The sequence below is a fragment of the Spirosoma litoris genome, from assembly GCF_054776755.1.
The window spans coordinates 260,444-283,236 of the sequence record NZ_BAAHBI010000035.1 but is presented as its reverse complement, the minus strand read 5'-3'; the positions used below and the strand labels follow the sequence as shown (position 1 = coordinate 283,236).

The window sequence follows — 22,793 nt, the reverse complement described above, 5'->3', positions numbered from 1 at the left end:
AGTCTTACAGCGTCGAATTCAGGGCTTCGCCAACCTCACATCTCGAAAAAGAATAAGGCTGAAACATACTTCGATGCATCCGCCTACCAGCGTAGTGCCCAACGAGTGGGTGTTTGTAGCAAATAAGCCATAAGCCGATACGCCTAATAATCCCCCTAATACCCAGAATAATTTGTTGCCATATAGGGTGTGAAACGTTAAGTACCGGCCACCGATGATGAATAACATGCCTTGAAAAAACCACTCTGACCGCAGTAGCGAGAGGCCATACGCAAGGGGAATCGTCATCAGCATAAAAACGGTTCCTTCCATAGCCAGGCCAGTCAACGGGTTGTTGTTAGAAGCGGCAGTAACACCCATCATTTTATGGAGCAGCGTGCTTACAGGATAAATGAGGGCACCACCAATAAGGAGTGCCCAGATACCGTGTTTCGTAGAAAAGTTGTCGATGACACCGGCCGTTGTGAGCCAAACAATTCCTGAAACAAGTACCCCAGTAGCGCCATTACGGTACTCGCTTCTCATGTTCGTTTGCGCTGCTGTTATTGAATCCATTGGGTGATTGTGCTGCATGGCTAAAAGTATATTCAGATTAGAGGAGCCAAAACAATTCAATGACTTCGCATCCTACAACCGGAACAGGCTTAGCGGCAGATAGGGGTTATGAGAGGTGATTTATCACCGTAACGATGGTACCTTGTGTTTGCCTACCTACCCGGAAAACCATTTGCTGAGAGTATGCCAGACAGAAGAGTCTATTTCACAACCTGCACTTCGTAATCTTTCGCCCCTTTCCTGACGCCTTTGTCTTTCAGCATCTGGCCTATCCCGTCTGCTATGCTGATAGACGCTTCGATCTCAGCTTTGCGAATGGCCACGCTTTCGATATTGAAGCCGAAAGGAATGGAGCTTTCCATGCAAAATGTGGTCAGCTCGGAGGCAATATCAAGGCATATCTTTACCGATTTCTCAAGAATATCGTCCGACTTTTTAAGTTCTTCCTTCAATTCATCCGGCACATGAATACCCAGCCATTCCATAAACTGGAGCGTTTTAGCCGAGCCACAGGCAGTAATTGTAAAAATAACCGTTGGAGGAGCGATATTCTTTTCTTTACAACTGATTACCAGGTCTTCAATTACCTGCTTCGCGTAGTCAAGATTGAAAATACATTGTGAAATAAAATACGATACCCCACTGCTCATTTTATCCAGTATCCTGACATCCTCATCCTTCAGCAGGTTATGCCGCTCAGGGATGGTAACGGCACCGATAACGGATGTATCCTGATGTTTGCTCCAGATTTTGTAAGCTTCTGGCAGGCTAGTTTTTACCGGAAAATCTGGTGCTGGTACACCAACAAAAACAGGATAGAAGCTCTGACGGTGCAGTTCTTCCAGCCAATCCGATAGCTCTACAGGAGAAAATTTTCCGGCAGGTCGGTAGATTATTTTTGGGATGTTTAACGAGCCTAGGTGTGTAGAGGCAAAATCAAGCGGATCAAGCGCATTTAAAAATGGGAAAGGCCTTTCTTCTTTTGTCCGGGCCGACTCATCCTGTACATCATACACTACGAGTGCATCGATATCGAGGGTAGTCAATCGTTCAATTGTTTTTTGGGCAATCTCAGCAACACGTTCCGGCGTAGTGCCAACTTTTGGGGGAGTGATGCCGTAAAGTAACACGCCTGACTCGGCAGATTTGATCTTTTCTAGGAACATAAAAGGTAAGTAAACCAGGAATTCAGGAAATGATTTTCTTTATTTTTTGGCCTTCGGATGCGCTTGATCGTAGGTTTTCTTGAGTTGTTCGAGACTGGTATGCGTATAAACCTGAGTGGCCGCCAGACTGCTATGCCCCAATAAATCTTTGATGGCGTTCAAATCAGCGCCCCGATTGAGTAGATGCGTGGCAAACGAGTGTCGCAATACGTGCGGGCTTTTCTTTTCCAGCGTGGTAACTAGCGCAAGATTCCGCTTCACAATTCGCTGAATCAGAACCGGGTAAGCAGGCACACCTTTATCACTGACAATCAAAACGGTTTGATCGGCCAGACCCGAAAACTCCTTTTCTTTCAACTGATTATATTGCTGTATAAGCTCAAACAAGGGTTGAGTTAGCGGGATAATTCGGTGCTTGTTGCGTTTCCCCAGTACCAGAATGGTTTTGTCGTAAAGATTCACATCAGCGGTTTTCAGGCTCGTTAGCTCGCTCAATCGAATGCCGGTGCCGTAGAGTAGTTCGAGTACGAGTTTGTCGCGGATGCCTTCAAACGTATCGGGGAATTCGATGTCGTTGAGCAGCATCTCCATTGGCTTTTCTTCGACATATTGCGGCAACCGTTTACTAGCTTTCAGCGCTTGAATCTTCGTCATCGGGTCTAACTCAATCACCTTCCGACGAACTAGAAAACTGTAAAAACTCCGTAACGTGGCAATTTTCCGATTCACCGACGACTTGTCTATGTCGGCCTCAACCAGACTCACAATCCACGACCGAATATGCCGAAAATCAGCCCGTTCCGGCTGATCGACATTACATTCCGTCGCCAGAAATAAAGTAAACTGCTCCAGGTCGTTCGCATAAGCCGTAAGCGTATGATGGCTCAGCCGTTTTTCGTAACGAATGTGTTGGAGGAAGTCTGAACCGGGATTTAGCTGATTCATTTGATTACTCTGATTGTCTGAACCGGGATTTTAACAAGATTAAAAAGATTTTCAGAATTTACAGTATCTAGTCACTAGTTCTATCTTGAGAATCTTTTTAATCTTGTTAAAATCCCGGTTCAGACAATTGGTCATAAAAAAGCAGCAAACATCCCTGCTTGCTGCTTTTATGTCTTAGTTGACTGTTACTATCGCTGACTGCGCATTCAACGAATTATTTCGGCCAACTACGCACCACCGGCGGATTAAAATCCTATTGCTCGGTGTGGTTGCCGTACATTCTTTCTTTGTACGTAGCCTTAATAATCTCTGTGCGACGCTTTACCGATGGTTTCTGGAAAGCTGTCCGCGAGCGCAACTGCCGTAACACACCCGTCTTTTCGAACTTCTTTTTGAAGCGTTTCAGGGCCTTGTCAATCGACTCGTTGTCTTTTACGTTAATGATAAGCATTGTAAATATTGTGTTTTAGCTAAAAACCGGGTCGCAAAGGTAATAGATTTGATCGGGCCGTCCAAATTTAGGCGTAGCAAATAAGCAGGCAAACAGGAAGTTACAAGCAAAAACGTAAGTCGTTTATACTCAACGCCATCGTTTTGCTTACTGTTTTATCTACATTATTTACGCAAACGTCACATGGGTTCACTTAAAACCCAGTGACAAAATGTTCATTAAAATGAGAACTAGATTTTGGTTTCGTAAGCAACAAACCAAGCAAACAACAAGCCAACAGGGCATTATCTATTTCACCGTCACAATTAACAAAATCCGCTCACAACCACTATCTACAGGGATTCAGGTTATAAAATCCGATTGGGATAGCAAGAAACAACTGATTGTTGGGCCAACAGCACCAGCTCTAAACGAAGAACTTATCTCAGTAAAAAATACACTTATAGAGATAAAAAATAACCTAAAGGCAACCAGGCAAGACGTTACTGCCGAAGCCATTAGAGTCGAATGGCTTCGCGAACAAAGCGGCCCTATATCATTAGCTAAAATCGCCAAGCAGCATACTGAATACCAAGAAAAATTTGGCCGAAATCGAAAAGGTAAGAAACTAAGTGAGGGCACATTTGAGACATATAGGACGTATTTAGCCTACTTAAACGATTACTTAAAGAATAATAAGGTTTCGGAGAATCCCGAACAGATTAACGCAACATGGCTACAAGGTTATGAAACATACTTTGCAAATCGCTCAATAAAACCACTCAAGCAAAAATCAATAAATCTTGGTATTGGCTACATTAAGCAAATCCTTCGCTTTGCAATGGCGAACGAATTAATTACCAAAGCACCAGCACTTTACTACAAAATCAAACCCGCCCTTGCCCCAAAACCACAACCTTTATCTGCCTCAGAATGTAAAAAATTAGAATCAGCAACTTTCCCCGATCCACAGCAAAGAGCCGTAGACTGTTTTCTATTCTTACGTTATACGGGCTTGCACTTTGTGGATGGAAAAAATATCACTCCCGACGCTTTACAGATAGATACAGATGAGATTGACTACCTGTATGTTCTACGGCAAAAAACAGAGGAAGCTGCATATATCCCCTATCATGCAAAGGCATCCTTACTAGTTGCGAAATATGGCGGATTAGACCGATTGCCTTTTACAAATTATGAAGCCCTAACCAAACAGCTTCGCAAAGCGGCCAAATCGGTAGACATAACTAAAAAAATCACGTTCGGCATGGCGCGAGACACATTTGCCGATGACTGTAGTAATAACATGAAAATGAGTGATGAGAATTTAGCTGGTATGCTAGGACATACGACAACCAGTCAAGTGAAAAAGTACCGTAAATTCTCAATAAGGCGAATAGCAGGTGAATGGAAAGAAGGAAAATAGTTACTTTTTAATTCTACTAACGTCAATGGCTTACGTTCAACCTCATTCACCCTAATAGATATGAAAGCTCCATTATTAGCCTTTGGCTTTATCCTACTTGCCTTTATTGGTTGCAAAAAAGAGAATATTAACCCACTAGATCAATATGTAGGAAGTTACGATATAAAGGGAAAGATAACCTACCCAACTATCAGTAATGAGAACACAGATATAATGCTCGTTACCAAATCAGGGAAAAGCAATGGTTTAGTATTAGCATTGTCAACCATTACACTTTCGGCAACTATGGGAGAAAATGGAAACTTTAAACTTGACACCTATAAAGTAGACCAGACTATAGACGGGTTTCCAGTTCACACCGAAATAGATGGAAGTGGGACTATTGTAGGAAGTGATTTAGTAATGACCTTAGAGGGTATCACTAAGGAAGTCGGGAAAACGACAAAGCAAACAATTGCCATTAATGGTAAAAAAAGGGAGTAAAGAATTAACCTCAAACCCGCTCAATCACGAACGCCCGGCCAATTGGTCGGGCGTTTTTATCATTATAAATATACGGTGTTATGACACTTTCTCACATACTCAGTCAGTATGGGGCAAAATGAGACATTGATTTATGAGATAGCGATTTGAGACGTTCTTGAGAAGCTATTTGGGGTAAACACGTATTAATATTTAATATCTTCTAAATAGGGCGTTTATTGAGATGGATTTTACGACAACGCTTGTTGGCTCAACCTTGTGACGTAAACGCCAAGGCTCTATTTATGGTACATGCCATTTATGCAAGGGTAAGTGGCGGATAATCTACAGGTCTAAGTGAGCTCTGTTGCACTAAGATATGGTCTTTCCGCCTCAATAAGACTTAGCCAAGTTAAGTGGATGAAATATTCAATAGCTCTTGAATGTGCAGCTGGGGGATGCCTTCTTAAGTAGGGATAGCCAAAATCTGGACCGTCTGCAAAAGGTTGGCAGTTTGTCGTTAATCTGACTTTATATTGACCAGGAGTAGAGCACTTCGTAACTGGTTTATTCGAAATGTACTAGCTAACTCAAGAATGATGATTTAATAGCAAAGTAGTATTGTTTTGTTTGGGCCTTTGTCAGAACAATATTATCCACCTCATAATTATGTGAAATATCAATTATTCTGTCCCTATACGCTTCTAAAAGGAATACCTATCTTTGCGGCCCCTTTTAGTTGGGGCAACAATACATTTTTTTAGTTAAACAACTGATTATCAATGATTTGTGTGTATGTTTTAGGGGGTTGCCTTTTGCTCCGATTATTAAATTGAAATTTACGAATGAAAAGTTCATCTTCTTTTTTAACAAAGTTTCTATAAACTCATATCGCTTTTATTGGTTGAAAAAATAATTATCTTAATATTGTTCAACTTCTTATTCACAATATTAAAATAATAGTTTCCATAGCCGGTGGAAGTGACATATAATGACCCAGAGTTGCGATTAATTTGCGAAGATGATGATGTAACTAATGAGATTTTTAGCGATTCAATTGCACACGCGATACATAAAAGGATTGCTGATTTTCAGGCTGCAACATCGCTTAATGATATTATAATCGGCCAACTAACACAACTTGATGATACTACCTTTAGAATCAATTTAACTGACGATTACGTACTTTATTTCTCTTCGGTTAATAAGAAAATGACTCAAAATGCACAAGGAGAAATAAATAAAGAGTCTGTCAACCGTATAAAATTATTACGTATCGAACCGTACACCATCACCCTATGAGTTCTTTCCAACCAAATTGGGCATCCAAACCCGGGGATACAATTTTAGATATTTTACGTGAGCGAAAAATATCTACCGAAACATTTGTAGAGCAAATGGGTCAATCTGCTGATCGCGTTCATCAGCTTATTTATGGAAGTAAACCTATAACCACAGAAACTGCATTCCAGTTGTCAAACATCTTAGGTGCTTCTGAGCAATTTTGGCTTAATAGAGAAAAACAGTACAGAGAATCACTTTTATCAATAGATAAAGTTAATGAAGAAAAGTGGCTCAAAGATATTCCATTTAAAGAGATGGTCGAGATGGGTTGGATACAAGACACTCATAATAGGCTTGAGAGCTGTTTGAAGTTCTTCAATATTGAAAATGTAAATCAATGGAATAAACAATATAGATCACATATTAGAGAAACAGTATCATTTAGATCTTCACCAACATTCAAATCTAAACTCATCCCTATAACTTGTTGGTTAAGACAAGGCGAAAAAATTGCAGAGTCAATTAACTGTAAACCTTGGAATCGAGACGCTTTAAAAGGAGCAATTGAATCACTCCGTAAATTGACTAAGGAAAAAAAACCAAAGACTTACATTCCTAAGCTAAAAGCAATTTGTGCTGAGTGTGGCGTAGCTGTGGCAATCGTTCGCACTCCTAAAAAAACTAGTACATATGGTGCGATTAAATTTATTTCAAAAGATAAAGCACTATTAGTACTAAGTTTTAGATACCGTTCAGATGATCAATTCTGGTTTACCTTTTTTCATGAGGTAGGTCATCTTCTTTTACACGAAAATAAAGGTATTCTTGTTGATGGATTAATAAATGATGAGGGAGCAGCCGCTGCAAACTCAACCGTCGAAGAACAGGAAAATGAGGCTAATGATTTTGCAGGCGAAATACTTATTCCCAAAAGATTTCATGGTCAATTGAAAAACCTAACGGGGAATACACGTAAGATAATAGCTTTTGCAAATGAAGTTGGAGTTTCTCCAGGTATTGTAGTTGGTCAAATGCAACACTTTAATTACATAAGTAAAGCTTACTTAAATAATTTCAAAAAAAGATATGATTTAGAGGACATTCCCTTTGAATAAGTAATCTAAGATACATATGTGGTGTTGATGTATATATCTCAACACCACAGAAAATTTATCCTTTAAAATATACGTAAGAAGAAGGATCTTTCTGCCAGTTGCATAGAGAATCTTCGAGTACTTGCCAACCATAATATAATTCTAAATAAGCATTCAATTCCCGTAACTTATCTTCAAGTACTTTCGCGCTAATTTTTGCATCAGTAGACCCTTCAAATAATAAACTGGCTCCACGGCGCGGCCCTGTTGCTTGATTTAAATAGGCAGAACCCGGCGTTATTTTAGCAAGGTCTAATTTACCGATCATTGTTAAGTAGTCAAACTTAGCCGTTCTACCGAATCTAACAACAGCTCTCATTGATTTATAAAGGTGATTGAATAAAGTCTCTTCGTCATTCCCTACACTATCTATTGCGGCATTAATCATTTGATTATGAGATCCATAAGCGCTTATCCAGTTGACATAACTTTCTATTATTGAAGCTGTTCCTGTTGGCTTAAATGCATCTAGAGATTCATATTTTCTATGATTACCAAACCGTCCTCCCTTTAGAGCTTCCTGGTTTTGATTAAGCCATATCCTGAAAAGATTTGGCTCATTATTAATCGCCGTCCAGTCCCATAATTGCCCACTCTCCAATTGCCCATAAATATCTTTGACTAACTTCCATTCGTTTATAGAGTGTTTACCAAAATGAACAAATAGAAAAATGAGCCAAAAAGCTTCATCAATATTGCCTTGGCTTTTGTGCCAAATAGCCGCTTTTATTGGATCGAAAAAAATAAAGCTAGGGTCGGAAATTTGTCCTGATTCATAGACTTTTTTCTTAATTGTGGCAATATATTTTATACGTCTTACACTGTCAACGATTTGTTTAATTAAACATTCTAGATTTTTAGTGTTATTGATCCCAGGCATAGGAATATGGTGGCCGAAATCAATTAACTTCTCTTTTAGTTCATTTGCTAAGTCTTTATTTTTCTCTCTCATGGCATTATTGACCTAATTTACTTTCAAGAATACTCAGCCTTTTATTGATATAAATGGCATAAGACTTATCTGTTAGCTGGCTATTTGTAAATTTTAATTGATCGATATAGTCTTTAATTTCATCATCATTAGTAGATAGTTTTCCTTTTCCTGAAAGTGAAAAAGCGTGTAAAATATACACAAGATCACACCAATAAGGATTTAATTCTTCTAGTATAGCTAACTGTATTTCTTTTCCGTTACGTAAATCTTCTTCTATAGTTAATAGTTTATAAATTTCGTTCCAAGGGTCTCCTTTAGGCATTGCAGACATTGGGAACTTTGTTGAATGAAAGCCTACATCTAGATATTCTTTAGCTCCATCTCTATCCTTCGCATATAAATGCAAGCTACCAATGGCATGATTATACTCCCCAAGTTCAACATCTAATGATCGAGCCATAATTTCCTGGATCATCGTAAAAGCAAAAATATCATGAGGCAGTCCTACAAATGCATCATTAGAACGCATCGTAGTAAACATATGCAATTGATCATCACGAATAAGAAACTGCAATGTACAGGTGCAGGGGATTTCAGGATGCTTTCCGACTAGATCTTCTGCATTAAAAAGTTGAATAACTGCCTTCCTAGAGGTGCGCTTTTCCTTTAAAAGCCTCAAAATATTGTCAATTTGGTTGAGTCCCCTTAGATCAAATAAGCGTGGACCGTACCCACCAAAGATAGTTTTTCCATCTTCACTTTCGCTTTTATATCTCTTAATATAATAAGATATAAAATCAAGATTATTGCTCCTAGAGAGATACCACAGTAGTTCACCTAGTGCGCTAAAGACAGTACCTTTAGTTTCATCTCTGCTTAATCGTTGTCTTGGGTCTTTGAGGTTAAGCAAAGCGCCTATTATTTCACTACTAGGGCCTAACTCACTCGTGGAGTTCATTCCTTTTGAGCGAGACGAAAAAATGTTAGCCTCCCTTTCTAAGAGCTTGCCAAGAACTGAATACATTAAATCATCTATCGTTTGTGCGGATATATACATATGAGCTAAATGGTTATTCTTACGCTATGTCTTATACATTCCCACTAATTTATGAACTAACGGAATGTCGGCTTCGGCTAAATCATACTCAAGCAATTTATCAACACTAACCCACTCAACTTGATCGTGATCTGTTAAAGTTATTATCCCTGAAATATATATTGAATTATATGCAAGTAGCTTAATAGAAACAGTCGGATATTGATGAACACTAGTATCGAAGTAGTTCCCAGTTCTGGTACTAATCCCCAACTCTTCGCTTAATTCTCTTTCTAATGCATTTTCAGCAGACTCACCAAATTCTATTTTGCCTCCTGGAAATTCCCATTTACCTGCCAAATGCTTCTGTTTACCCCGTCTAGCAAGTAGAACTTGTCCGTCTTTCCAAACAATTCCTGCGACAACGTCAATCATACTTTTATGTATTTACCAAGTCAAATGCCCTCAAAGATAAATTGATTAATACAATCAATTTGACTGGACTCAATAACTATTACTATGCACTGATTTTGAATTAATCGAACTAAGCACTATTTCAAGTCCAAGTAAGAGAAATTTGAAATGCATTGCAAGCGAGCTAGTTTTGTCATGTTTGTATCCAACCTGTTAGTCGCCCCAGATCAATTGATAGTAGTATTGACTATAACTATGGAGTCGTGTCAGGAGTTGAAGTAAATCTGTCCTTACTCCGTTTGGCGAGCTTGTATTGACTGAAATTTAAGATGCCTGTCGATATTTAGCTACCCTTATAAACTTCAAGACCTGATGAGGTCATTCGGTATCGTATTCCATCAGCCATTCATTGACTACATATTGTACCTGTCGGATATTCGTGAAAATGTGAGTATTTAAAAACTTCTTGATGAAAAGTCCCATTTAAACACTCGTTTCGCGATATACCCAAACCTCATTCACAAAAAACGCCCGGCCAATTGGTCGGGCGTTTTTTGTGAATCGCTCACGCTAGTTTAAGAGTCTATACCCGAAGCCTTTTCGGCTCGTTTTTCCTTAACGTGAGTAATTACCTTATCTAGTAATTCGTCGCCTACATTAATCAGCAGATCAACAACAGCCCGAAGGAACCACCGTTTTTGTTGGGGTTCACCGGGGATTGCTTCTAACTCGTGGTCTTCTACTTGCATGGTATTTATTGTTTAAGTGAGTGCTATGTATTTGAGTTGGCCCGTACTGTCTTTAATCGCTAGGCGGCTGTTGGCTTGGTCTTGCATCAGCACACCAGCCGGAACCGATGCCGCCTGATTAATGGGAATTAGTACGTATTGATCGACCGGCACAATGGACAAATTACTGACCCGTAACACGTCGGCCATTGATTCAAAATTGACCTGAAAGGCTAACCGGATTTTGCGACTCTGTACCTGAAACTGTGCATTGGCCACGGTGCCAATGCCGCCAAAGACAAAATCCACCGTGTACAGGCTATTGCTGACCGCGATGGTATTAACCAACTTGCCTTTCGGGAATCGGTTTTGCCCGTTGATGTACATGCCATCAAACACATTCCCCGATTCATCCAGAATATGAAAGTAGGGTTTGATTGACCCCGTGTAATTTATCCCCTGCATATCGAAACGGAGTCGATACAACAGGTTCGGATTGATGGGAACGTCGTTGCAGACGTATAATGTACCCTGTATCAGCGTCGGCGTGTTGCTCTGATTGTAGAACTCAATGCCTCGTACCCCGTTGGCGAAAAATTCCCGCATCGGCCCTTGATTGGGCTTAAATTGCTCGTCGTCATTGGTGTTGGTAATAAACCGCCCACCAAACAATAGATTCGGGTCGGCGGCATTAATGGCAACGATTCGCTTTAGTTTCGCCAGCTCACCGGCAAGGCTGGTTAGGGCGGCATTGGTGGCAAATTCGCTTAACGCGCTCAATCGGTCTTCGAGTTGCGCAAGGGTAGCATAATCGGCAAAGCGTAACCCATTCCGGTCTAACCCTTCTCGTAGCCGCTTTATATCAGCGCGAATACTAGCCACCGTTTTTTCTAACTGTTGTTCGAGTTTTTCAAAGTAGTTCATTCCATACCCTCGGTATAAAGTTGATGTAGGTCAGGCACCCCGTTACCCCATTGGGCGGCTAGTTTGGTAATCGTTTTATTCTGCTCGTTCAGCCGGTAAAACAGGTACAGAATCAATAGCAGTAGTATTAAGTCTCGTGTCATATCGTTATGGTTAATTCGGTGTCCGTATAGGTGTAGGTTGGCCGCTTCTCTTGGATAAAGACGATTGCCCCAATGATACCGCAAACGAGTAGGCCGCTGAGAGCCTTTTTGTAGCCAAGCAATGCCCAAACCACCACCAATACCAGCACCACCAGCCCGATAAAAATTTGCTCATTCGGCAATAAGGCCGCAAACGAAGACGGTGCCACGAACCCATTATAGATACTGAACCGGATACTATTTCCGTCCCGGTCATTGGGCGATACCAGACAGTCCGGTAAGACCATAGCTTGACCATTTAGCGAGATCGGCAAATAGCTACTATGCCGGTCGGTCGAACTGGTTTTCTGGAAAAAATTAAGGCTTTGGATATTGTACAAACTGTTCATGGTTTGCACCGGGTGCGTATGAAATCGAAGCGGTAACAGGTCGTTTTGCAGGGCGGTAGTAATGCCCCGTTGGTAGTCGGTGCCCGATGCCTGGAATGTGGTATCACTCGTGGACTGATTGGGTAAAGGAGCAACCTGTACCACCGTTAATGTTCCCGTCGTGGTATTCACCGACGCGTACAGAAAGCCGCCCGTTTCGTGGTCTTTGGGGTAGATGTTGGCTAACTGGTTCAGAATCGTTTTCGGCAGTACGATACGAACGGGCTTCTTTAAAATCAGCGTTTCCCGTCCCTCAGTGGTTACGATCTCAAACAAGCCACTGTTGACTAATTGTTGTGCGTTCATTGCTCACGTCGTTTAAAACAAATACCCGGCGCAATACGTCCGGGTATTATGCCCTTACCCAAATTAATCCGTTCACTTATTGCCTGATTCGATAGAAGTAGACCCCGGCTAAAATCAGTAGCCCAAGAATAGATTTGGCGCGATACCGACCAGTCAAAAGCCCCAATGCCAATAGAGCCGCCAGCCCGTAAATGATGTAGTTAATATTCCCATTGGCGGGCGTGGGTGCCGGTTCAATCGCGTACTGAATTGTGTCAGTGTCGGTACCACTGATGGGTATAGCCACATCGACGCGAGACAGATAGGGGATAGACCCCGAAAAGAAAGCCGTCGTTAAACTCGCATCCCATTCGGACGCAAACAGCAGGTTTCCGGCATTGGTTAAATGTGCGGTTTCCTGATGCAATTCGGGGGCATTCCACTCTGAACCGTTAAAATCCGGCCCTTGCCATAGATTCGGTTTGGTCGCAATGAAGTTAGCGAGTGCTTGCCCAATGGCCGCACTCCCCAGCCGATCCGTTCGGCCCGACGTTTCCTCTTTGACCATCACGATAGCCAAGTCAGGAACCCCGAACTGATTCCGGGTGTAGTCGATGACAAAGTTTAATTCTTCGGTAAATGAAGCCGGGGCAACAGCGGCATCATTATAGCCGTGTTCGGCCAAGATCGCCCGAATACCCGTTTGGGGGATATAATCGCCCATCACTTTTTCTAACGGGTGATAGGGCATCCGTTTACTATAATTGATAAACTGATGCTCGAAGGGGATACCCTTTAACACTTTCCAGTTCTGTTCAATATTCGACCCACCAAAGGCCGTATTATAGAGCAAAACGGGCACGTTTAACCGGGTCACTAGTTTGTCGCCAAAGACCGCCCACGGCCCGGCACCACCCACCAGAAACGGGCCGACCATGCCCGTCAGCGTGTCAAACTGATAATTGGTTTCGTCAATTAGATCGGTTAGGGTAACGACTCGTTCATTTGTCCCGGCAGGGCCGTTGGTGGCTTGCATGAACGAATGCCCCCAACAAACAAGCACTTCGCCCGCGCCGACTTTGCGGTTGGCCGTGTCGATTCCGTCCGTTGCCGTCAGGTTGTACCAACCGCCTTCGGCCACGATGCCACCCGAATAATTCCCGTTGGCATCGGCCACAAAAACGGCGCTCGTGGCCGTGCCGCCATTGGCCGGGGTAAGGTTTACAGTTACGGTGCCGCCCGCCTTGACCCCGGAACCAACCACCGGGATTTTAGCCCGGTTCTGATTATCACGCTGGTAGACTGCGTGGTTATAAGGCTCTGATAAATTAATCATGTTTGAATGCGTAGAAATAGCTGATCAGACACAGGTAGCATAAGCACACAAACCCAATGAATAAAAACAGGCTCGTGTCAAACAGCATCCATAAAAAGTACAGGGCGAACCAGCCACCCACGGCCAGCATGGTGTAATGAAGGCCGACCAGTAGGCAAATGCCGAACAGAAACAGCACATCGCGGGTATTAGTCGTATAGTGTCGAAGCCACCACATAAGCCAGTGATTTAGGTCTACGTTTCATGCGTACCGCGTCATTGCGGTTGTTGTCGCGGTAGACGGTTGAACTCGTGCCGGTGTTGCCCTCCATACTGATATAATAGTCTTTGCCATCGGGCCATTCGACAATAATACCAATGTGGCTGATGCTGCCGGATTTGAAGCGATACCCTACCACATCACCGGGGCGGGGCTTGCCGGGTAGTATTTTCCGTTTGGAGTAAACGAACCGCTTGGGGTCGTTGAACCATTGGGCGGCTTGGGCGGGATTCTTGCAGGTTGGCGGGATTTTGGCCCCGTTGGTTTTATAGGCCCAACAGACGTAATACGCACACCACGGGTCACGCCACCCCTTGACTTTGCGGCCCAATGTCGTAGACCGATAGTCGTCAATCCGGGGGGCATCGTTGTTGCCCTTGATTTCGTGTACCCCTAGTTCGGCTTTGGCCGCGTTGACGACCTTATCGGGCGTTAAAGGGTCACTTGGTAAATCGACGCTAAAAACTGCGTAATCACGTACAATAAGCCCAGCACAAAAAACAGCCGCCCAAAGGCCGAACATTCCCGAAAATCCAGCTCGAAGGATTCGCCCGCTGCCTTCTGGTTCAGGTATTCGGTCACGGTGTAGAAATACCGACGCACCACCAAAAACACGAACAGCAACCCGGCAAAGAGCATGAAGGCGTGAAAGGCTGGTTTGCACAAGACTTGGGCCACATAGCCCACGGTGCCCGTGTTCGCTTCGCCCACAAAATAGAGAATGAACCATGCAGATAAGGACAATAACGATAAGTTGAAATTTCCCCAGATTTGGCGGCTGACCCATGCCCCGTGCGGCTCATTGACTTCGGGCTGAAGTGTAGCCGGTTCTGACTCCATGCCCAATTCGGCCCGGATTTCGGCGGCTGTTTCTTCGCACGATTTGGCGTAGCCGCGCAAGGTTGCCCGTTCGGCTTCGGAGGGGCTTTGACTGGCTTCAAGCCGGAACGCTTTAGCATCGGCAATTAACTGTTCGATTTGCCCCAACTTTTCGACCCGCGTTTGTTCTTCGGCTTGCTGTCGAAGCTGTTCAAACCGTCTTTGTTTGGTTTGAACAGCTTCCATTTCGCCCGCTATCTCGCGGTCAAGAGCATCTAAATCAATGCGTTCCATCTTATTTTACGGGAACAAGATTGATGCACTCAATCAGCACGACCACCGACCCCACATCGTTACCCACGGTTTTAAACGTCACCGTGTCTGCAAAGCCACACATCAGATCAACACCAGCCGGGGAGTTACTGGCAAGGGTGGCATTGGCGGTACTGGTTGGCCGTGCCGCCAGCGAGACACGTTCGCCCAATCCGCTGATTTTGGCGTTCAGATACGTACTGGCATCGTATTCGCCGTAGGGCAATACGTCGCGGGCGTCGCGCTCAGTTTGCCGCACAACGGCCACTTGTTGCAGGTTGGGCGTTGGCCCCCCGGCGTGTAAAGAAATTAAGATTTCGTCCGCCTGTAAGGGAAGGGTAACGGGCGCATTATTACTGACTAGAATGCGCTGAAATTTGCTACGTCTGACTAAGTTTTTGAACATAAGATTTGTTGTTTAAAGGTCTTGCAGGTTGGTCGTGCGATTAGGCCACCACGACCGCCGAACAGTTAATGGGCATCTCGAACGTGAGCCGATAATTACCGCTCGATACTTTCAGGGATTGGCCCGGCTCGATACTATGCAGGGCTTTTAACACCACTTCCTGTACGCGTTCGGGTAGCCCCTGTAAAGACGTGGTGTCGTCATTATTGACGACGAAAACGGCAGACGTGCCGGTGTTCACGATGGTTGCCGTAGCTTTGGAAGCGACTTTAAAGGTGCCGTCTTCGGTAATTTCGGTGTAAGTTTTAGCCATTTAGGTATTGCGTTTTAACATGAGAAATCCAACGATGAAGACAAGAGCAAGGGCGATGAAATTACCGTTTACGGTGCCCGTGGACACGCCAGCCGGAACGTAGCGCGAAATGGCTTCTTTGATTTCGCCAATCGTGACATTACCGTCTAAGTCCTTGTCCAAGACCTTATTCAGTTCGTATTGCCGTTTACCCACTGCCGTAGACGAATAGGCCGTATAGGCTACCTGACTATCCGGTTTACCCAAATAAGCCGGGGCAAAAATGCTGATGTACAGATCGTAGACGTTGCTGATTTTGGCCGCGTACTGCCGAACGTATTTTTCGACGTAATCCAGTTGGGTAACGGCATCCATCGCGGCCAGTTGGTCAAGCGTTATGCCCCAGCCTGCTATACCCGTCTCGGTAAACTGAATCAGACCCACCGCGCCCGACCCGGCATAATTGCGAATCGACGGGCTAAACTTGCCCGCCGTTTCCACCCGCATCACGATCATTAACCAATCGGCGGGCATGCCTAACCGCACGGCTATCTGACCGACTTTGGCCACAAAGGCCGCTCGGTAGGCCGTGGGTACTAATTCTTCGTAAGCGAGTGCCATTACGCTAAGTAGTTAAGTGGGTCAACGAATTGGCCCGTATTGTCTTTGACTGAAAAATGCAGGTGCGGCCCGGTGGTCGTCCCTGTGTTGCCGGTGTAGGCGATTAGTTGCCCGGCTAGTACTTTGTCGCCTGATTTGACCCCGTAGCGGCTCAAATGGGCGTAGCCGGTGGTTAGGCCGTTATCGTGCTTAATCGTTAGCTGGTTGCCGCCTGACCCCGTAGTATATACGTTGGTGACGGTGCCGTCTGCCGGGCACTTCACGGGCGTACCCACCGGAGCGGAAAGGTCGATGCCCGTATGGTCCGTACTCGCGCCTGCCGTAGGGGTAACCCGATTGCCAAAGGCCGATGTAATCCGAACCGTACCGGCAAGGGGCCAAGCCAGTACCGCCCGTAGTCTCTGCCGAATCAAGACGACGGCAAGCGCCAACAGAGTCAGTAACCCAGCTATTACCCGTGTATCCATTAGAGGAATGTTAAGGAGCCTTTATGTACCCAGTAATCCACGTCGTACAAACCCCAAACAGCGGCTTTTTTGATGTGCGCAAAACGCCCCTTAACCCCGTTGATGGTCAGATCGGCTTCGCCCGCGTAGGTGCCGACCTTATCGCCTTTGGCCGCTGTATCGCCCGCGTAGGCGGGTTCTTTATACAAGCGCATGTTGACCGCTTGGGTCGCCACCGCCGTTTTATTCACGAGGCTGGTGACGCGGGTTTCGGTGCCTACCGTAACCACTACGCCCGTGCCGGTGGTGGCTTTGGTGGTACCCGTGTTGCCGGTGGTCGTCGTTCCGCTCGTGGTGGTACTGCCGGTGGTGGTTTTCTTGGCATTCACCAAATTCCAGAACTTCGCCAGATCGGCAATGCTCAATTCCTCCGACAGATCATTTGATAAGTCCGCGTTGTACAGCGTTCGGTAAGCTTTGGCGACGGCTTCGTAATCGGTGATTTGGGCGGCAAGACTCATGACGGCGGGAACGTCCGTACCATCAAAACCCATGCCTACCGGGAATCCCAGCGGAATAAACGCCTGCCGTAATTGTTGGGCAATCATCAGGGTTTTGTCCGAACCAATCGAATCACTCGTGGATTCCTGGACTGTTTGTTGCCAACCCCGCGCCACGATGTAGAGCAATACACCGAGTGCCAAAAACAGCAACACGTTATTGTATTGGCCGTTGTTTACGTCTTTCAAATCCTCTCGAACTGCCATAATCTTACTTTAAAAATCCTTTCAACATGCCGCCTTTGAGTGCCCCGCCAATGGCCGGGAAGGCTTGGACCAAATCGGTTATTCCGATGCTTCCGCCCTTCGCGTCTCCCTTCTTTTTGAGGGCCGTAAAGGCTTTGATATTGTCTTCGGTGAGAATGGTTCGGAATACTTCGCCGTCATTTTCGGCGGTTTCGGCCAGCATCTCAATGAGTTCATAAGCGCGAACGACGCCGGGGTCTTCCGGGGTGGCAAAGGCTTTGCGAAGGGCTACAAATAACCGGATTAACATCGCGGTAGTAGTCTCTTCGTTGATTTCGATTACTTGGGGCTTTGTTAGCGGCTGTGCCTGTGGCTTTGTTTGGGGTTGGGCTTGCGTTTTCATGGTTAATCGCCAAAAAATGAGGTTCCTGTAAATACTTTCTTCACGGCATTGGCCGAATCGGCGGCATTGGCCACCTTCGTCATGGTTTCGGCAAAATCGGGAATCCCGTTGCCGTTCTCGTCCTCGTAGAAATCCTTGCGGAGTTGTTCGAGCTGCTTTTTAAATTCCGGCCACTCTCGGTCAAAGTCCATGAACTTTTGGTACATCTGTTTGAACATAAAGTTTCGCTCGGTGTCTTCCTGAATCTTGGCTAACACATGGTCAGCGATACCGTAGGCGTTGGTGCTTTGGCCGGTCATTTTAGGGAGCGTTTGGGTACGCGGGTGAATGGTTATATCGTGCCATTCGGCCCCGTTGTGTTTGTTCTTGTTGTTGGCCGCTTTTAGGCGATACGTGCCGGGGGGCAGTTCGGCCAAACTCCCTTTAAGCCGTTGTAATGACTCGTCTATATCCGCCGTTTCGCCATTTCGAGCCGTGACGGTTTGGCCGTCATAGAGATACCAAAACGGGGTTGCGTCCTGCCGTAATTGGGTCAGTATGGATTGCTCGGTTTGCATGGGTAGAACGGATTAGCGTAATACCCTAACCGACACTAGGCCGGTTAGGGTAGGACTTATTTACTGTGCTTTTTAATCAGCGTGTCTTTCTTTTTCTTGTCCTTGTCGAACTGTACTTTTTTAACATCGTACTTTTCCCAAGACGAAATAGGGGCTGACTTTTTTGGCTTTTTCGGTGCTTTGCTCATTGGTATAGTGATTTGTTTAGTTTGGCATTGGGCGGGTAAACCGTTGCCAGCCTACCCGCCCGTTTGGGGGTTTTATTCGTTTAAGGGGTATAGCCTAGCGACGGCGACGGCTTGTCTTCATGCCCAACGCGGGGGCAATGACGGGTTTCCAGAGGAGTGCCACCGCGATCAGTAGCACCGCCCACCAATATTTCGACAGAAACGAACTGATTTCGTCGGTAGTCGAAGCCGACTGAATGACGGGGGTGTCGGTCGTACCGCTGGTGGTGCCCGACATTGTACCGCTGGTGGTACCTGATGTGGTGCCGCTGGTGGTGCCGCTAGTCGTGCCCGATGTGGTGCCAACCGTTTTACCGTTTTTCGGAAAACCAGATGCCCAGCCCGTTGCCGTGTCAAAGCCTTCGACCCATTTGACACCATCCCCTAAATTGGCTTGCGCCGGGAATCGACCGTCTAAGGTGGTCGCGTTGTTTGCGTTTAAGCTGAGTGCCGAAATGAGAACACTGTCGGCGGCATTCTCATACTTGGCTTGCAGATCGGTAGCAAAGCCCATGTTGGCTAACCAAGCGCGGGGCTTGAAGACCATAACATTACCCCCGTCGCATCCCATGATATACTTTTTCGAGTCGATAGCGACCTCGAAAATGGGCAGGGTTGCGGCCTGTTGCCCTAACTGTGAAATTACTGTTGACATTCGTTTTTGTTGTTTAGTTGTTCTGATTTACTGACAGTTATCTCTATTTCCGGGCCGGTGTCGGCTTATTAAAAAACAGGAAATAGATTAGAAACATGACCACGAGAAACGTGACCATAATCACGGTCGGGCTGGAAAAATCCAATCCGAAAATTTTACTTGACTGCAACGGTGCGGCCTGTGTTGGGGTGGTGGTTTGACCAATCACGATCTTACCGTTTGCATCCTGACTGACATTGCTGTAGCCCGCTTGAGCGAGTGACGGCCCGTCTAACACCCCGGCAGCGACCAACGCGGCTACTGCTTTTTCACCGTACTTGAAGACCAGATCAAGCGTGTTGACTAGCTTCGTATTCCCCGACTTTTGGGCGGCTGTTTTGGCAGCTGTAAAGTCGGACAGCATTTTCGAGTCGGTAATCGCACTCGAATAATCGGTGTATAGGTCGCTGGTTAGGTCAACGCCCATATCATCCAGATACGAACTAATGTCGGTCGTTGACACGCCGTTTAGTTGCTTATCCAGCCACCCGGCCCACCAATCATCGGAGTAAGTTTTGCCCGCTACGGGTTCGGTATTGTCGTACATGGTGGTTCGCGTTTAAAATTTTGGTAGCGTAAAGTCAAAGCTGTTTTTGATGGGGATTTGGAACCCTTCGGCGTAGATAAGTCCGTCGATTTCGAGTCCGACCTTGCCACCCGTCAGGGCCGTAATCACGCCTTTGGTCGCATTGAGCAAATCGAAGTACTGAACCCCCACGGCCACGTTAATAACTGTCTCCGAGCGCGGCCCGATGGTGACGGGGCTATCAATTGTAGCCCGGCCCAAGTATTGCCCAGCGGTGTTCACGTCGGCCTGAACGCCCTTTAAATTGATCGTGCCGCCCGATGGGTTAATGACCCGCATCGGTAGCAGGAATGAGAGTTGACCGCTTTGCAAACTGATTTGTTTGGGCAAGCCAATCTGATAGTCTAGCCGTTGGGCCGTATTGACTTTGTAGAGAACCCACAAGGCCAAAATGACAATCAGAACAATGAGTATAAACGACTTTTTCATTAGCGTTTGCGATTTCGTTTCTTAGTCATATACAGGAGCAATAAGACCAACAGCACGGCCCCGCCATACCAGTAATAAACCGTTGGAACTGCTGCCGATGCTGCCGGAGCTGGTGTATTGCCGGTGCCAGTACCTGAACCTGTACCCGTATTGGATGCCGCCGTATATTCGGTGAGCAGTTGCTTTTTAATGGCCGCTAAGTCAGTAATGTCCTGTACGTAGCGGTTGTAGATTGCCTGTGTAGTGGCTAGTATTTCGGCTTGGTCGGCTTTCTTAACCGAGTCGATTAGTTTTTTGGCAGCCGCCCCGATTACGGGAATAACAGCCGCGCCAATCGTTAAAATGGCGTCTCCTACGACATTATCGACACTGCCCCCATTCGCCACAATAGTAGCCTTGAGCATGTCCGTCCGATCTCGAATAAAATTCGTCCGCAGGTCAACGGCTTTAATTCGGTCGGCTAACCACGCCGTGCGGTTTTGGTCGGTCGTGTATTCCAGCTTTACCCCATCTACGGTTGACTGAGAATCCGCGTTGAATTGGTCAATCGCGTCTTTAAAGTCTTTGTACTGTTCCGGGAATTTCTCGACCAAGTTGACCGTCTCCTTACTTCCAATACAAACACCAAATGGGCCGTTAACCCCGTGACAAACCTCAAAAGGGATGAACGAGGAAAGCGTCTCTACATAGCCGTTGTATATTTTGTTCAGGTCTGCCATATCCCTACAAAATTCCGGGTTCCCTATAGCTTACACGAACGGGTTACACGCTATTTGTGAAGGAGTTACACACTATTTTGACGCGTAAAAAAAGCCCATTCATTTCTGAACGGGCTTTTTTATGTGGGCTATCTAGATTTCTATGCGAATCAATTTAACCAAAAGAATGGTGAAAAAATAAATTGTCAAATACTTTCGATTTTATAAACATTATTAATTTTTTGTTCGGTGAGCGCAAAAGCAACAATTGCATATATTGATATATAATCCCAAGATTTAGACTCGTATAAAGTTATGAGAGCCATAATAACCATTAATACATTAAAAAACTCAACTTTCCTTTTATCTATTAATCTAACTCCTCTGAAGGTTTTACTGTAATTATATATAATTGTCCAGTCATCTATAATAAAAAAGAGTGCCCAGTTTAATAAATTTACTATTACACTTTGGTAGGATATTTTTGCGAAATGCCAAAGAACCAACATTGTAAGTACATAGAATCCTATTTGAGCAAAATAAACAGTAGAATAATTCATGTAACTAAACACATTTACTCCAATGTGCAATTTGTCTCGCCTTACAAATTTCAAGCCTAACCAATAAAACATTATTTGTAGGTTAAATATTTCTGAAAATAAAAATCTTATTAGATCAAATAGGATAACTAAGCTTGATATTCGTAATGTTAATAGTCCACTACTAATTTCATTTTTAAACCAATCTTCTATACTCTGTGCAGACAAATAAGAATATATTCCATTAAATACTCCAGAGAAGCTAATCCATAATCCAAAAAACAATACAGATGTTGCAAGAATAGTCCTATACACTGGAAAGCCATTCATGAAGAATAAAAAGAAGTATGCTAAAATTATGGCTATTATTAATAATATATAATTTGAAACTAAATCATTGAAAAAAAAGATAATAGAAGTAGCTGTAACTATAAACAATACACCTGCTCTTAAAAAATGCTTCCATGAATAATCTTCATATATAATTTCAAAATTTAAATATAATAGAGTAATTGTAAAAGAAACTGCAATAGCTACACTATATAAAATTAAACCATTAAGGTGAAGGAAATATTTCACAAGCAATAAGAACAAGAATAGTGACACAGGGATAAATAATCTATATACTAAAGATTCTCCAATGTATATTAAAAATACTAATGAAATAATAAATGCTATTGTAAATGCAGCATAGTTTCCGTTTAAAGCTGTTATTGTTAAACTTGTTTGACTTTTTTCTAGGAAGTCAAACAAATATTGATTTCTTAAATGGAAATATTTCTCTAAATAATAAAATGGTAGATAGGTTGAAAAAGATAAAATTACTAACCAAAGTACTTGAGTTGAGTATATGAACAATACTCTTATATAAAATATAAAATCGGTAATATATTTACTGTTTACTAAAAATCCACTTCTTTCATTGAATCTATAACGGAAATAATGCCGAGCATGTGAACTTATTATAGATACATAAAAAATAGTATATAAGATAACTGTATCTAGCAAAAACTGACTTGACCATGTGCTTTTGTATTTATTGATTTTCGAAAACGATAAATTTGTTATTACAATAAACGGATCACTCTTAATTAATTGAACTTTGTTTG

Annotated in this window: 32 protein-coding genes; 4 read left to right on the top strand and 28 right to left on the bottom strand. The window is 44.1% G+C overall.

Annotated elements, in window-relative coordinates; all coding sequences use genetic code 11:
• Nucleotides 1-18: 18 nt before the first annotated feature.
• From ACYVGR_RS20540 to rpsU, 4 genes are all read right to left on the bottom strand, one after another.
• Complete coding sequence (locus ACYVGR_RS20540) at nt 19-573, bottom strand: DUF7010 family protein (protein WP_460960120.1); 555 nt, start codon at nt 571-573, stop codon at nt 19-21.
• A gap of 182 nt (nt 574-755) precedes the next feature.
• Entirely contained in the window at nt 756-1,721 is a 966-nt protein-coding gene (locus ACYVGR_RS20535; protein ID WP_460960118.1) for a methylenetetrahydrofolate reductase, read from the bottom strand.
• 39 nt (nt 1,722-1,760) lie between these two features.
• Nucleotides 1,761-2,666, bottom strand: a complete 906-nt coding sequence (locus ACYVGR_RS20530) for a tyrosine-type recombinase/integrase (RefSeq protein WP_460960116.1) — start codon at nt 2,664-2,666, stop codon at nt 1,761-1,763.
• 253 nt (nt 2,667-2,919) lie between these two features.
• Entirely contained in the window at nt 2,920-3,117 is a 198-nt protein-coding gene (gene rpsU, locus ACYVGR_RS20525; RefSeq protein ID WP_093830837.1) for a 30S ribosomal protein S21, read from the bottom strand.
• Between the two features lie 211 nt (nt 3,118-3,328).
• Between rpsU and ACYVGR_RS20520 the strand changes: the two genes are divergently transcribed.
• The 4 genes from ACYVGR_RS20520 to ACYVGR_RS20505 all read left to right on the top strand — a co-directional run bounded on the left by ACYVGR_RS20520 (nt 3,329) and on the right by ACYVGR_RS20505 (nt 7,383).
• Nucleotides 3,329-4,522 carry a tyrosine-type recombinase/integrase gene (locus ACYVGR_RS20520; RefSeq protein ID WP_460960113.1) on the top strand — a complete coding sequence of 398 codons (1,194 nt, stop codon included), beginning with the start codon at nt 3,329-3,331 and terminating at the stop codon, nt 4,520-4,522.
• A gap of 60 nt (nt 4,523-4,582) precedes the next feature.
• Nucleotides 4,583-5,005 (top strand): hypothetical protein, encoded by a 423-nt coding sequence (locus ACYVGR_RS20515; RefSeq protein ID WP_460960111.1) that lies wholly within the window; start codon nt 4,583-4,585, stop codon nt 5,003-5,005.
• A 954-nt stretch (nt 5,006-5,959) separates the two neighbouring features.
• Nucleotides 5,960-6,286 (top strand): hypothetical protein, encoded by a 327-nt coding sequence (locus tag ACYVGR_RS20510; RefSeq protein WP_460960109.1) that lies wholly within the window; start codon nt 5,960-5,962, stop codon nt 6,284-6,286.
• Nucleotides 6,283-7,383, top strand: coding sequence for an ImmA/IrrE family metallo-endopeptidase (locus ACYVGR_RS20505; protein WP_460960107.1), 1,101 nt, complete (start codon nt 6,283-6,285; stop codon nt 7,381-7,383). Before ACYVGR_RS20510 ends, ACYVGR_RS20505 begins: the two co-directional genes overlap by 4 nt.
• A 55-nt stretch (nt 7,384-7,438) precedes the next feature.
• Here ACYVGR_RS20505 and ACYVGR_RS20500 read toward each other — a convergent pair whose 3' ends face one another.
• The 24 genes from ACYVGR_RS20500 to ACYVGR_RS20385 form a co-directional block, all read right to left on the bottom strand.
• The gene (locus tag ACYVGR_RS20500; RefSeq protein ID WP_460960105.1) at nt 7,439-8,374 is read right to left on the bottom strand and encodes an alpha-glutamyl/putrescinyl thymine pyrophosphorylase clade 3 protein; all 936 of its coding nucleotides are present in this window, start codon (nt 8,372-8,374) and stop codon (nt 7,439-7,441) included.
• A 4-nt stretch (nt 8,375-8,378) separates the two neighbouring features.
• The gene (locus ACYVGR_RS20495) at nt 8,379-9,413 is read right to left on the bottom strand and encodes a thymidylate synthase (protein WP_460960104.1); all 1,035 of its coding nucleotides are present in this window, start codon (nt 9,411-9,413) and stop codon (nt 8,379-8,381) included.
• 24 nt (nt 9,414-9,437) lie between these two features.
• Complete coding sequence (locus ACYVGR_RS20490; protein WP_460960102.1) at nt 9,438-9,827, bottom strand: (deoxy)nucleoside triphosphate pyrophosphohydrolase; 390 nt, start codon at nt 9,825-9,827, stop codon at nt 9,438-9,440.
• 554 nt (nt 9,828-10,381) lie between these two features.
• On the bottom strand, nt 10,382-10,555 hold the full coding sequence (locus ACYVGR_RS20485; protein WP_460960100.1) for a hypothetical protein: 174 nt from the start codon (nt 10,553-10,555) through the stop codon (nt 10,382-10,384).
• Nucleotides 10,556-10,567: 12 nt separating this feature from the next.
• The gene (locus ACYVGR_RS20480; RefSeq protein ID WP_460960098.1) at nt 10,568-11,458 is read right to left on the bottom strand and encodes a hypothetical protein; all 891 of its coding nucleotides are present in this window, start codon (nt 11,456-11,458) and stop codon (nt 10,568-10,570) included.
• A complete protein-coding gene (locus ACYVGR_RS20475) occupies nt 11,455-11,601 on the bottom strand; it encodes a hypothetical protein (protein ID WP_460960096.1) in 147 nt (48 codons plus the stop codon). Before ACYVGR_RS20475 ends, ACYVGR_RS20480 begins: the two co-directional genes overlap by 4 nt.
• Nucleotides 11,598-12,335 carry a hypothetical protein gene (locus ACYVGR_RS20470; RefSeq protein ID WP_460960094.1) on the bottom strand — a complete coding sequence of 246 codons (738 nt, stop codon included), beginning with the start codon at nt 12,333-12,335 and terminating at the stop codon, nt 11,598-11,600. The genes ACYVGR_RS20475 and ACYVGR_RS20470 overlap by 4 nt, the downstream gene beginning before the upstream one ends.
• Before the next feature lie 76 nt (nt 12,336-12,411).
• The gene (locus ACYVGR_RS20465) at nt 12,412-13,650 is read right to left on the bottom strand and encodes a sialate O-acetylesterase (RefSeq protein WP_460960092.1); all 1,239 of its coding nucleotides are present in this window, start codon (nt 13,648-13,650) and stop codon (nt 12,412-12,414) included.
• Nucleotides 13,643-13,867 carry a hypothetical protein gene (locus ACYVGR_RS20460; protein WP_460960090.1) on the bottom strand — a complete coding sequence of 75 codons (225 nt, stop codon included), beginning with the start codon at nt 13,865-13,867 and terminating at the stop codon, nt 13,643-13,645. The genes ACYVGR_RS20465 and ACYVGR_RS20460 overlap by 8 nt, the downstream gene beginning before the upstream one ends.
• Complete coding sequence (locus ACYVGR_RS20455; protein ID WP_460960088.1) at nt 13,839-14,240, bottom strand: CHAP domain-containing protein; 402 nt, start codon at nt 14,238-14,240, stop codon at nt 13,839-13,841. The genes ACYVGR_RS20460 and ACYVGR_RS20455 overlap by 29 nt, the downstream gene beginning before the upstream one ends.
• Nucleotides 14,241-14,341: 101 nt before the next feature.
• The gene (locus ACYVGR_RS20450) at nt 14,342-15,022 is read right to left on the bottom strand and encodes a hypothetical protein (protein ID WP_460960086.1); all 681 of its coding nucleotides are present in this window, start codon (nt 15,020-15,022) and stop codon (nt 14,342-14,344) included.
• A 1-nt stretch (nt 15,023) separates the two neighbouring features.
• On the bottom strand, nt 15,024-15,446 hold the full coding sequence (locus ACYVGR_RS20445; protein ID WP_460960084.1) for a hypothetical protein: 423 nt from the start codon (nt 15,444-15,446) through the stop codon (nt 15,024-15,026).
• 40 nt (nt 15,447-15,486) lie between these two features.
• Complete coding sequence (locus ACYVGR_RS20440) at nt 15,487-15,759, bottom strand: hypothetical protein (RefSeq protein WP_460960082.1); 273 nt, start codon at nt 15,757-15,759, stop codon at nt 15,487-15,489.
• Nucleotides 15,760-16,359: a transglycosylase SLT domain-containing protein gene (locus tag ACYVGR_RS20435; RefSeq protein WP_460960080.1), complete on the bottom strand. Its 600-nt coding sequence runs from the start codon at nt 16,357-16,359 to the stop codon at nt 15,760-15,762. It lies immediately after the preceding gene.
• Nucleotides 16,359-16,826 carry a M23 family metallopeptidase gene (locus ACYVGR_RS20430; protein ID WP_460960078.1) on the bottom strand — a complete coding sequence of 156 codons (468 nt, stop codon included), beginning with the start codon at nt 16,824-16,826 and terminating at the stop codon, nt 16,359-16,361. Before ACYVGR_RS20430 ends, ACYVGR_RS20435 begins: the two co-directional genes overlap by 1 nt.
• Nucleotides 16,826-17,572 (bottom strand): hypothetical protein, encoded by a 747-nt coding sequence (locus ACYVGR_RS20425; RefSeq protein WP_460960076.1) that lies wholly within the window; start codon nt 17,570-17,572, stop codon nt 16,826-16,828. Before ACYVGR_RS20425 ends, ACYVGR_RS20430 begins: the two co-directional genes overlap by 1 nt.
• A 4-nt stretch (nt 17,573-17,576) precedes the next feature.
• Nucleotides 17,577-17,954: a hypothetical protein gene (locus ACYVGR_RS20420; protein WP_460960074.1), complete on the bottom strand. Its 378-nt coding sequence runs from the start codon at nt 17,952-17,954 to the stop codon at nt 17,577-17,579.
• A gap of 2 nt (nt 17,955-17,956) precedes the next feature.
• On the bottom strand, nt 17,957-18,511 hold the full coding sequence (locus ACYVGR_RS20415; protein WP_460960072.1) for a hypothetical protein: 555 nt from the start codon (nt 18,509-18,511) through the stop codon (nt 17,957-17,959).
• Nucleotides 18,512-18,567: 56 nt separating this feature from the next.
• Nucleotides 18,568-18,699, bottom strand: coding sequence for a hypothetical protein (locus tag ACYVGR_RS20410; protein ID WP_460960070.1), 132 nt, complete (start codon nt 18,697-18,699; stop codon nt 18,568-18,570).
• Between the two features lie 94 nt (nt 18,700-18,793).
• Nucleotides 18,794-19,393, bottom strand: coding sequence for a hypothetical protein (locus ACYVGR_RS20405; protein WP_460960068.1), 600 nt, complete (start codon nt 19,391-19,393; stop codon nt 18,794-18,796).
• A gap of 43 nt (nt 19,394-19,436) precedes the next feature.
• Nucleotides 19,437-19,979: a hypothetical protein gene (locus tag ACYVGR_RS20400; RefSeq protein ID WP_460960066.1), complete on the bottom strand. Its 543-nt coding sequence runs from the start codon at nt 19,977-19,979 to the stop codon at nt 19,437-19,439.
• Nucleotides 19,980-19,991: 12 nt separating this feature from the next.
• Nucleotides 19,992-20,447 carry an LEA type 2 family protein gene (locus tag ACYVGR_RS20395; RefSeq protein ID WP_460960064.1) on the bottom strand — a complete coding sequence of 152 codons (456 nt, stop codon included), beginning with the start codon at nt 20,445-20,447 and terminating at the stop codon, nt 19,992-19,994.
• On the bottom strand, nt 20,447-21,166 hold the full coding sequence (locus ACYVGR_RS20390) for a hypothetical protein (protein ID WP_460960062.1): 720 nt from the start codon (nt 21,164-21,166) through the stop codon (nt 20,447-20,449). The genes ACYVGR_RS20395 and ACYVGR_RS20390 overlap by 1 nt, the downstream gene beginning before the upstream one ends.
• Nucleotides 21,167-21,351: 185 nt before the next feature.
• Nucleotides 21,352-22,437: a hypothetical protein gene (locus ACYVGR_RS20385; RefSeq protein ID WP_460960060.1), complete on the bottom strand. Its 1,086-nt coding sequence runs from the start codon at nt 22,435-22,437 to the stop codon at nt 21,352-21,354.
• Nucleotides 22,438-22,793 lie beyond the last annotated feature (356 nt).

Coding starts and splice junctions, on each gene's coding strand:
- ACYVGR_RS20540 (WP_460960120.1), bottom strand. CDS start 573: ATGCAGCACAATCACCCAATGGATTCAATAACAGCAGCGCAAACGAAC.
- ACYVGR_RS20535 (WP_460960118.1), bottom strand. CDS start 1,721: ATGTTCCTAGAAAAGATCAAATCTGCCGAGTCAGGCGTGTTACTTTAC.
- ACYVGR_RS20530 (WP_460960116.1), bottom strand. CDS start 2,666: ATGAATCAGCTAAATCCCGGTTCAGACTTCCTCCAACACATTCGTTAC.
- rpsU (WP_093830837.1), bottom strand. CDS start 3,117: ATGCTTATCATTAACGTAAAAGACAACGAGTCGATTGACAAGGCCCTG.
- ACYVGR_RS20520 (WP_460960113.1), top strand. CDS start 3,329: ATGTTCATTAAAATGAGAACTAGATTTTGGTTTCGTAAGCAACAAACC.
- ACYVGR_RS20515 (WP_460960111.1), top strand. CDS start 4,583: ATGAAAGCTCCATTATTAGCCTTTGGCTTTATCCTACTTGCCTTTATT.
- ACYVGR_RS20505 (WP_460960107.1), top strand. CDS start 6,283: ATGAGTTCTTTCCAACCAAATTGGGCATCCAAACCCGGGGATACAATT.
- ACYVGR_RS20500 (WP_460960105.1), bottom strand. CDS start 8,374: ATGAGAGAGAAAAATAAAGACTTAGCAAATGAACTAAAAGAGAAGTTA.
- ACYVGR_RS20495 (WP_460960104.1), bottom strand. CDS start 9,413: ATGTATATATCCGCACAAACGATAGATGATTTAATGTATTCAGTTCTT.
- ACYVGR_RS20490 (WP_460960102.1), bottom strand. CDS start 9,827: ATGATTGACGTTGTCGCAGGAATTGTTTGGAAAGACGGACAAGTTCTA.
- ACYVGR_RS20485 (WP_460960100.1), bottom strand. CDS start 10,555: ATGCAAGTAGAAGACCACGAGTTAGAAGCAATCCCCGGTGAACCCCAA.
- ACYVGR_RS20480 (WP_460960098.1), bottom strand. CDS start 11,458: ATGAACTACTTTGAAAAACTCGAACAACAGTTAGAAAAAACGGTGGCT.
- ACYVGR_RS20475 (WP_460960096.1), bottom strand. CDS start 11,601: ATGACACGAGACTTAATACTACTGCTATTGATTCTGTACCTGTTTTAC.
- ACYVGR_RS20470 (WP_460960094.1), bottom strand. CDS start 12,335: ATGAACGCACAACAATTAGTCAACAGTGGCTTGTTTGAGATCGTAACC.
- ACYVGR_RS20465 (WP_460960092.1), bottom strand. CDS start 13,650: ATGATTAATTTATCAGAGCCTTATAACCACGCAGTCTACCAGCGTGAT.
- ACYVGR_RS20460 (WP_460960090.1), bottom strand. CDS start 13,867: ATGTGGTGGCTTCGACACTATACGACTAATACCCGCGATGTGCTGTTT.
- ACYVGR_RS20450 (WP_460960086.1), bottom strand. CDS start 15,022: ATGGAACGCATTGATTTAGATGCTCTTGACCGCGAGATAGCGGGCGAA.
- ACYVGR_RS20445 (WP_460960084.1), bottom strand. CDS start 15,446: ATGTTCAAAAACTTAGTCAGACGTAGCAAATTTCAGCGCATTCTAGTC.
- ACYVGR_RS20440 (WP_460960082.1), bottom strand. CDS start 15,759: ATGGCTAAAACTTACACCGAAATTACCGAAGACGGCACCTTTAAAGTC.
- ACYVGR_RS20435 (WP_460960080.1), bottom strand. CDS start 16,359: ATGGCACTCGCTTACGAAGAATTAGTACCCACGGCCTACCGAGCGGCC.
- ACYVGR_RS20430 (WP_460960078.1), bottom strand. CDS start 16,826: ATGGATACACGGGTAATAGCTGGGTTACTGACTCTGTTGGCGCTTGCC.
- ACYVGR_RS20425 (WP_460960076.1), bottom strand. CDS start 17,572: ATGGCAGTTCGAGAGGATTTGAAAGACGTAAACAACGGCCAATACAAT.
- ACYVGR_RS20420 (WP_460960074.1), bottom strand. CDS start 17,954: ATGAAAACGCAAGCCCAACCCCAAACAAAGCCACAGGCACAGCCGCTA.
- ACYVGR_RS20415 (WP_460960072.1), bottom strand. CDS start 18,511: ATGCAAACCGAGCAATCCATACTGACCCAATTACGGCAGGACGCAACC.
- ACYVGR_RS20410 (WP_460960070.1), bottom strand. CDS start 18,699: ATGAGCAAAGCACCGAAAAAGCCAAAAAAGTCAGCCCCTATTTCGTCT.
- ACYVGR_RS20405 (WP_460960068.1), bottom strand. CDS start 19,393: ATGTCAACAGTAATTTCACAGTTAGGGCAACAGGCCGCAACCCTGCCC.
- ACYVGR_RS20400 (WP_460960066.1), bottom strand. CDS start 19,979: ATGTACGACAATACCGAACCCGTAGCGGGCAAAACTTACTCCGATGAT.
- ACYVGR_RS20395 (WP_460960064.1), bottom strand. CDS start 20,447: ATGAAAAAGTCGTTTATACTCATTGTTCTGATTGTCATTTTGGCCTTG.
- ACYVGR_RS20390 (WP_460960062.1), bottom strand. CDS start 21,166: ATGGCAGACCTGAACAAAATATACAACGGCTATGTAGAGACGCTTTCC.